3 protein-coding genes are annotated in these 6,533 nt (G+C 41.2%); all 3 read right to left on the bottom strand.

The window, feature by feature from the left end:
- Positions 1 to 794: 794 nt before the first annotated feature.
- The 3 genes from DW173_RS11245 to DW173_RS11235 all read right to left on the bottom strand — a co-directional run bounded on the left by DW173_RS11245 (position 795) and on the right by DW173_RS11235 (position 6,528).
- The gene (locus DW173_RS11245) at positions 795 to 3,065 is read right to left on the bottom strand and encodes a GH92 family glycosyl hydrolase (RefSeq protein ID WP_120144461.1); all 2,271 of its coding nucleotides are present in this window, start codon (positions 3,063 to 3,065) and stop codon (positions 795 to 797) included.
- 104 nt (positions 3,066 to 3,169) lie between these two features.
- The gene (locus tag DW173_RS11240) at positions 3,170 to 5,476 is read right to left on the bottom strand and encodes a GH92 family glycosyl hydrolase (RefSeq protein ID WP_087317474.1); all 2,307 of its coding nucleotides are present in this window, start codon (positions 5,474 to 5,476) and stop codon (positions 3,170 to 3,172) included.
- Between the two features lie 44 nt (positions 5,477 to 5,520).
- The gene (locus DW173_RS11235; RefSeq protein ID WP_004301377.1) at positions 5,521 to 6,528 is read right to left on the bottom strand and encodes a FecR family protein; all 1,008 of its coding nucleotides are present in this window, start codon (positions 6,526 to 6,528) and stop codon (positions 5,521 to 5,523) included.
- Positions 6,529 to 6,533: the final 5 nt, after the last annotated feature.

Raw genomic sequence — 6,533 nt, 5'->3', positions numbered from 1 at the left:
AAAGCTAAAAGGAAAAATTAAGATAGAAAATATGGCATCGCCGAGACGCTTACTAAAAACAGGTTATCTATCATTGTGCAAAATAGCCATATAAGGGTCATAATAGGTGTAAGATAGCTTGTTTTTGTCACAAGGGAGCCATATAAATCTGATTATCGTGGCTTAATAATGTAAATGTAATGGCGATAAGTTTATAGCCCACGTATGTGTGCTGTACAGTCCGCATGTGTGGGCTGCACGGTTTACATACGTGGGCTGTACAGCCTGCACATGTGAACTATAGAAAGACAGCCGCTTCCAATAGATTATTAAGTTGTCAATACAGGTTATCATCCTATAAAGTGTGCATTCTTATGCCTTTAAATGGATACTCTCACCTAATGCTACACTAAATAGATATAGTATGGGTGTGATAGATACCCGTTTTTTGCAATAAAAGTATGATAGATGCATTTTCTAAAAGTTATCTATCATACTTATTCCTTTGATAATTAGAAGATTATTAAAATGAATGATACTATGATAGATGTTTTTCTCACTATGTATTCAAACCTGTATCATTTTACTCATTTCCGTACGGTGCTGAATCAATTGATATTTTAGCAAATAAGTATTGAAACGCAGATTAACGCAGATTTTCGCAGATTATTAGAAGGCTGCGCCATGTTTGAGAACTTTTTTATTCTTTGCGAAAATCTGCGTTAATCTGCGTTTCAATAAATGTTCATTTGGCTCATTTCGGTGCAATACAGAAAGACTCAAACCAAGATTAGGGCTAAATTATCCCGCAAGGATTATTGTTGCTTAGAGAAAGAATAGGGCATATCTTCTTCTTTAGTTCCTCTATTCTGATTAGGTTGATTACTCATTTCAACATTGATCGTACCTCCCTTGAGCAAATTTTCGTGTCGGAGATAATTTTTAGTGTAATCAGCACCATTGACATTCATCGAATTGACATAAAATTTTTTCTTACTATTATTCGGAGCATCAATAACCAAACTATTGCCATTTTCAAAATGGAGTGTAGCTTTCTTGAATAACGGAGCACCTATAATATATTCATCCGTTCCCGGACAAACAGGATAGAAACCTAATGCCGAGAATACATACCAGGCAGAAGTTTGTCCGTTGTCCTCGTCGCCACAATAGCCGTCCGGAGTAGGAGAGTACATACGATCCATTACTTGACGCAACCAGTATTGGGCTTTCCAAGGTTGTCCTGCATAGTCATATAAATAAATCATGTGCTGAATCGGTTGATTGCCATGTGCATAGTTACCCATATTCATCACAGTCATTTCACGGATTTCATGAATCACTTGGCCGTAGTAGCTATCATCAAAAATAGGAGGTACGGCAAAAACAGAATCCATCATGGTGATAAACATCTCTTTTCCACCCATCAAGTCAATCAATCCTTGAGGATCGTGGAATACCGACCAAGTATAGTGCCAGCTATTTCCTTCCGTAAAAGCATCTCCCCATTTCAGCGGAGAGAAAGGAGATTGGAATGTACCATCTTCGTTGCGTCCACGCATTAACTTAGATTCCTTATCGAAAAGATTCTTGTAGTTCATGGCACGTTTTGCGAAAAGATTAATCTCTTTTTTCGGACGTTTAAGTTCCTTTGCCAGTTGGTAGATACACCAGTCATTGTATGCATATTCCAACGTGCGTGCGGCGTTCTCATTGATTTTTACATCATAAGGCACGTAGCCCAGTTTATTGTAATATTTATATCCCAGACGTCCTGTTGATGATACTTGTGGATGTACATTCTCCGTTCCGTGAATCAGCCCTTCATACAATGTTTTTATATCGTCCACTTTCACTCCTTTCATGTAAGCATCCACTAAGACAGAAGCAGAGTTGTTACCAACCATACAGCCTCTGTGCCCCGGACTTGCCCATTCCGGGAAGAAACCGCTCTCTTTATATGTATTGATCAGACCTTCCTGCATTTCCTTGTTGACTGACGGGTACATTAGGTTCAATAACGGGAATAGGCAACGGAAAGTATCCCAAAAGCCTGTGTCGGTATACATATACCCCGGTAATACTTGCCCATTATAAGGACTGTAATGAACAGGTTGTCCGGCAGCATCCAGTTCGTAGAATTTGCGTGGGAAGAGCAATGAACGATATAAACAAGAATAGAATGTGCGATATTGGTCGAGATTGCCTCCTTCTACTTCTATTTTGCCTAATACTTGGTTCCACGCTTCTTTTCCTTTTTGGGCTAGCTGTTCGATATTATCTTTGCCCAACTCTTTCATATTTAAAGCTGCCTGTTCAAAACTGATGAAAGAAGAAGCAATTCTTGCATGTACTTGTTCGTCCTTATGTGTTTGGAAACCAATAATGGCTCCGGCATGATCTGTTGTCTGTTCGGTAACATTTTCCTGCAGATTGCCATTGGCTACCGTAGCTTTATAAGTGAAAGGCTTGTCGAATTCAATAATAAAGTAATTTTTAAAGTTTTCGGGAACTCCACCGCTGTTGCGGGTCGTGTAACCGATAATCTTGTTTTCTTCCGGAATAACCTTAATATACGATCCCTTATCAAAGGCATCCACTACAACATACGAATGATCGTTTTCCGGAAAAGTGAAACGGAAAAGAACGGCACGCTCGGTTGGAGCCATTTCTGTCACTACATCATGCTCTGCAAGATATACTTTATAATAATAAGGAGTGGCAGTTTCTCCTTTGTGGGCAAACCAACTGGCACGCTTCTCTTCATTGAATTCCGGTTTGCCTACTACAGGCATAATAGAGAATTGTCCGTAATCATTAATCCACGGACTGGGTTGATGTGTTTGTTTAAATCCACGAATCTTATTAGCCGTATAAGTGTATTGCCATCCGTCTCCCATCTTTCCTGTTTGTGGAGTCCAGAAATTCATCCCCCACGGACGGGCAATGGCCGGATAAGTATTACCTGTTGATAACTCGAAACTAGATTGAGAACCCATAAGCGGATTGACATACTGCGTCCAGTCTTTGGCTTTTGCAAAGACGATACAACTTAATGCGCATACTAATAGGAGATACTTTTTCATGGTCTTATTTATTATTTATGGCTCAATCGAATCAGAAATCGATTGAGCCAATTTATTTTTCAAGGTTTTGTTTTTTTTATTCAATTTGAACAGCTAGTACCAACTCATTCCTCTTCTTTGGAGGAGAGAGCCGGAGAGAGGACTCCCCATTTCGTAGGATGATCGGTCATCTTGATTTCCATCGTTCCTCCATTCGCAATATCCTGATGGTTAAAGAATGGAATGTTTAGAGCTTTACCGTTCAGCAATACACTTTCAATGTATTTATTCTTTTTCCCATTATTCTTTACTACAATACTGAAAGTCTTTCCTTCAGGCAGATTGATAACTGCTTTGTCGAAGGCAGGACGTCCGATGGAATATACCGGCTTGCCGGGACATACCTGATAGAATCCCATAGAGTTGAGTATATACCAGGCAGACATCTGACCGCAGTCCTCATTGCCCGAAAGACCGTCTATACTGTTGGTATACTGACTTCGGTAAACGCTATCCACCAACTCTTGAGTTCTCCAAGGATGGTTAACGTAGTTATATAGATGGATCACATGGTGACTTGGTTCGTTTCCATGTGCATATTGCCCGATAAGTCCGCTGATATCTGATGAGGTTGTCTCACCTTCAAGTGATGAATCGGCCGAGAATAAGGAATCGAGTTTCTGGACAAAAGCATCTTCTCCACCCATCAGATTGACTAATCCTTCTACATCATGCGGCACAAACCAAGTCCATTGCCAAGCTGTTCCTTCACAATAATCATCGCTGCGGTGAGTAGATGCACGCGGATTGAATGGAGTACGCCATTCACCTTTTGAGTCCAGTCCACGCATGAAGCGGATTGATTTGTCGAAATAAAATTCGTACGCCTTGGCAAAGCGTTCATACTTTGCTTTGGATTCAAAATCACTCATTGCTTCTGCAAAGATAGAGATACACCAGTCATCATACGCATATTCCAGAGCTTTGGCCACTGATTCGTTTTCGCGGTCACAAGGGATATATCCGATGGCATTCTTATAATATTTTGCTTTAGGCATGAGATGAGGCAATACCAAATCCGGACATTTGATGCCGGTAGTGTCATATTCGGCGGCACGCAGGCAGGCTTTATAAGCCTCTTTGGCATCAAAATTGCGATACCCTTTCATGTAGGCATCCACGATGACCGGAACAGCATGATAACCAATCATAGTGCCGGTGTAATTGGAAGCCAAGTCCCACATGGGGTATATCCCACCTTCCTGATGCTTCTTAATTAACGAATTGATAAAGTGATTATTCAGATCAGGATCAATGATAGTCATTAGCGGATGTAGCGCACGGAAAGTATCCCATAAAGAAAATACTGTGTATATCGGATTAAGGGTGTCTCCTTGATGCACTTCAAGATCCATTCCTAAATAACGTCCGTCTGCATCAGTGAACAGATTTGGACTGATTCCCGTATGATAGAGGGCCGTGTAGAAGATGGCTTTATCTTCTTTATCGGAAGTTGTAATATCAATTTTGGAAAGATATTCATTCCATGCCGTACGTGCGTCTTTACGTACTTTCTCGAAATCCCATCCGGGAATTTCTGATTCAACGTTCTTCCGTGCACCGGCAATATCGACAGCGGACACACCTACTTTAACAAGAACCTGCTCGTCTTTACTGGTGTTGAAATGCAATAATGCTTTGCAGACAGGAAGCCGTTTGCCATTGTCCATGGTGATAGAATCCGTAACGAGCGTATAAGAGAATGGTTTGGAAAATTTAGCGTAGAAGTTGATGTATTGGTCGAAAGCCCAATAAGTTGTTTTCTTATGTCCACAGATTTCCGTATCGCTTATTACTTCTATTTCCATCTCGGAGTTAGTCTGTCGTTGCAGGCTGTAATCCAGGTCGATGATAAATCCGGATTCGGTGTTTTCGGGAAAAGTATAGCGATGGATTGCTCCTCGTTTGGTGGATGAAATTTCAGCTTTCACCTGATAAGTATCAAGAAAGACAGAATAATATCCTGGTTCTGCGATTTCATTCTTATGTGAGAAAGAGGAAGCGTATGCTAGTCGCTGGCTTTGGGGATCGGTTGTACGATATTGTTGCTTACCCACAGTTGGCATGAGCAAGACATCTCCATAGTCGCAACAACCTGTACCGCTGACGTGTGTGTGTGAGAAGCCATTGATGGTAGAGTCGGCATAATAATAACCGGAACAAGCATCCCAACCATCGATCCGGGTGTCCGGACTGGGCTGAATCATCCCGTGGGGAACTACCGCTCCAGGGAAGGTATGACCATGTCCACCGGTACCGATGAAAGGGTTGACGTAAGCACTATAGTCTTTTACATTAGTGGGGGCTGTGCAGGAGCTAAGTGTGAATAAACCTCCTAAACATCCTACTATTAGGAATGTTTTTAATTTCATGGTATTAATAGCTTTTAAGTTTTAGCCGGTTCATCTTTTACTTCTTATTTGGGAGAAATGAAGATATTGTTTCCGACAATTTTATAATCAATAGGTATAGAGTTTTGCAATGATTTTAACACTGACTCGATATTCGATTTCCTTTTCAGTACACCGGAGTAAGTTTTACCCGTCTGAATGTCAGGAGACAGAATGATTTTCACATCATAGAAACGCTCCAGCGCTTTGGTGATGGTGAAGATATCTGCTTTTTGGAATGGAATCAGATTATCGTGCCAAACAGCATCCAACTTGGCATCCACTTGTTTCACGGTCAATCGTCCATTATTTTTGTTCAGTTCCGCACGTTGTCCCGGAGTGAGGATAATCTGCCCCTCTTCCTTATTGCCTTTTACTTCAATCTCACCTTCAATAAGTGTCGCCTCCGCTATCCGGCAACGCTTATCGGATTTTAAATTGAACGTAGTTCCCAATACGCGTACGCGTATTGCATCACTTTGAACGGTGAATGGCTTATGGCGGTTTTTGGTGACCTCAAAATAAGCTTCTCCTTCTAGGTAGACATTGCGTTCCTTTTCGGAGAACTCACGTGGATATTTCAAGGTTGCTGCATTGTTCAGCCAAACCTTGCTGCCATCCGGCAAGACTACTTCCTTAACAATGCCTTCGCTGGCTACTGCAACCATCATTTGTTGATTGTTTCCGTTTTGATAGAACCAATATCCGACTCCACCACCCATGACCAACATCACAGCAATCACTGCGGCATATTTCATCCAGCGATGCATGCTTAGTATTTTGCTCTGTTTACCTTTCTCTTCGTCCAGCTTTTTATAGAGTTGTTTTTCCGCACGAAGTATCCGTTGTTCATCAGTGTACTGGTCGAATTTACCCAAATGATAAATTTCTTCCATACGAAAGAGCTGGCGGGCATTTTCTTCCGATTCCTTCATCCAGGCATTGACCTCGATAAGCTCTTCTTCAGAACACTGTCCTGTCAGATATCTGTTTATTATTTCTTCACTCAGATTACTCATTTTCTTTTCCTTCATATTAG

Origin of the sequence: Bacteroides sp. AM16-13 (genome assembly GCF_003602705.1) — a bacterium.
In the GTDB taxonomy this organism is placed as follows: domain Bacteria; phylum Bacteroidota; class Bacteroidia; order Bacteroidales; family Bacteroidaceae; genus Bacteroides; species Bacteroides xylanisolvens.
This window is presented reverse-complemented; position numbering and strand designations above follow the sequence as displayed.

Excerpts from the sequence above, each read along its gene's own strand:
- DW173_RS11245 (WP_120144461.1), bottom strand. The coding sequence starts at position 3,065 with ATGAAAAAGTATCTCCTATTAGTATGCGCATTAAGTTGTATCGTCTTT.
- DW173_RS11240 (WP_087317474.1), bottom strand. The coding sequence starts at position 5,476 with ATGAAATTAAAAACATTCCTAATAGTAGGATGTTTAGGAGGTTTATTC.
- DW173_RS11235 (WP_004301377.1), bottom strand. The coding sequence starts at position 6,528 with ATGAAGGAAAAGAAAATGAGTAATCTGAGTGAAGAAATAATAAACAGA.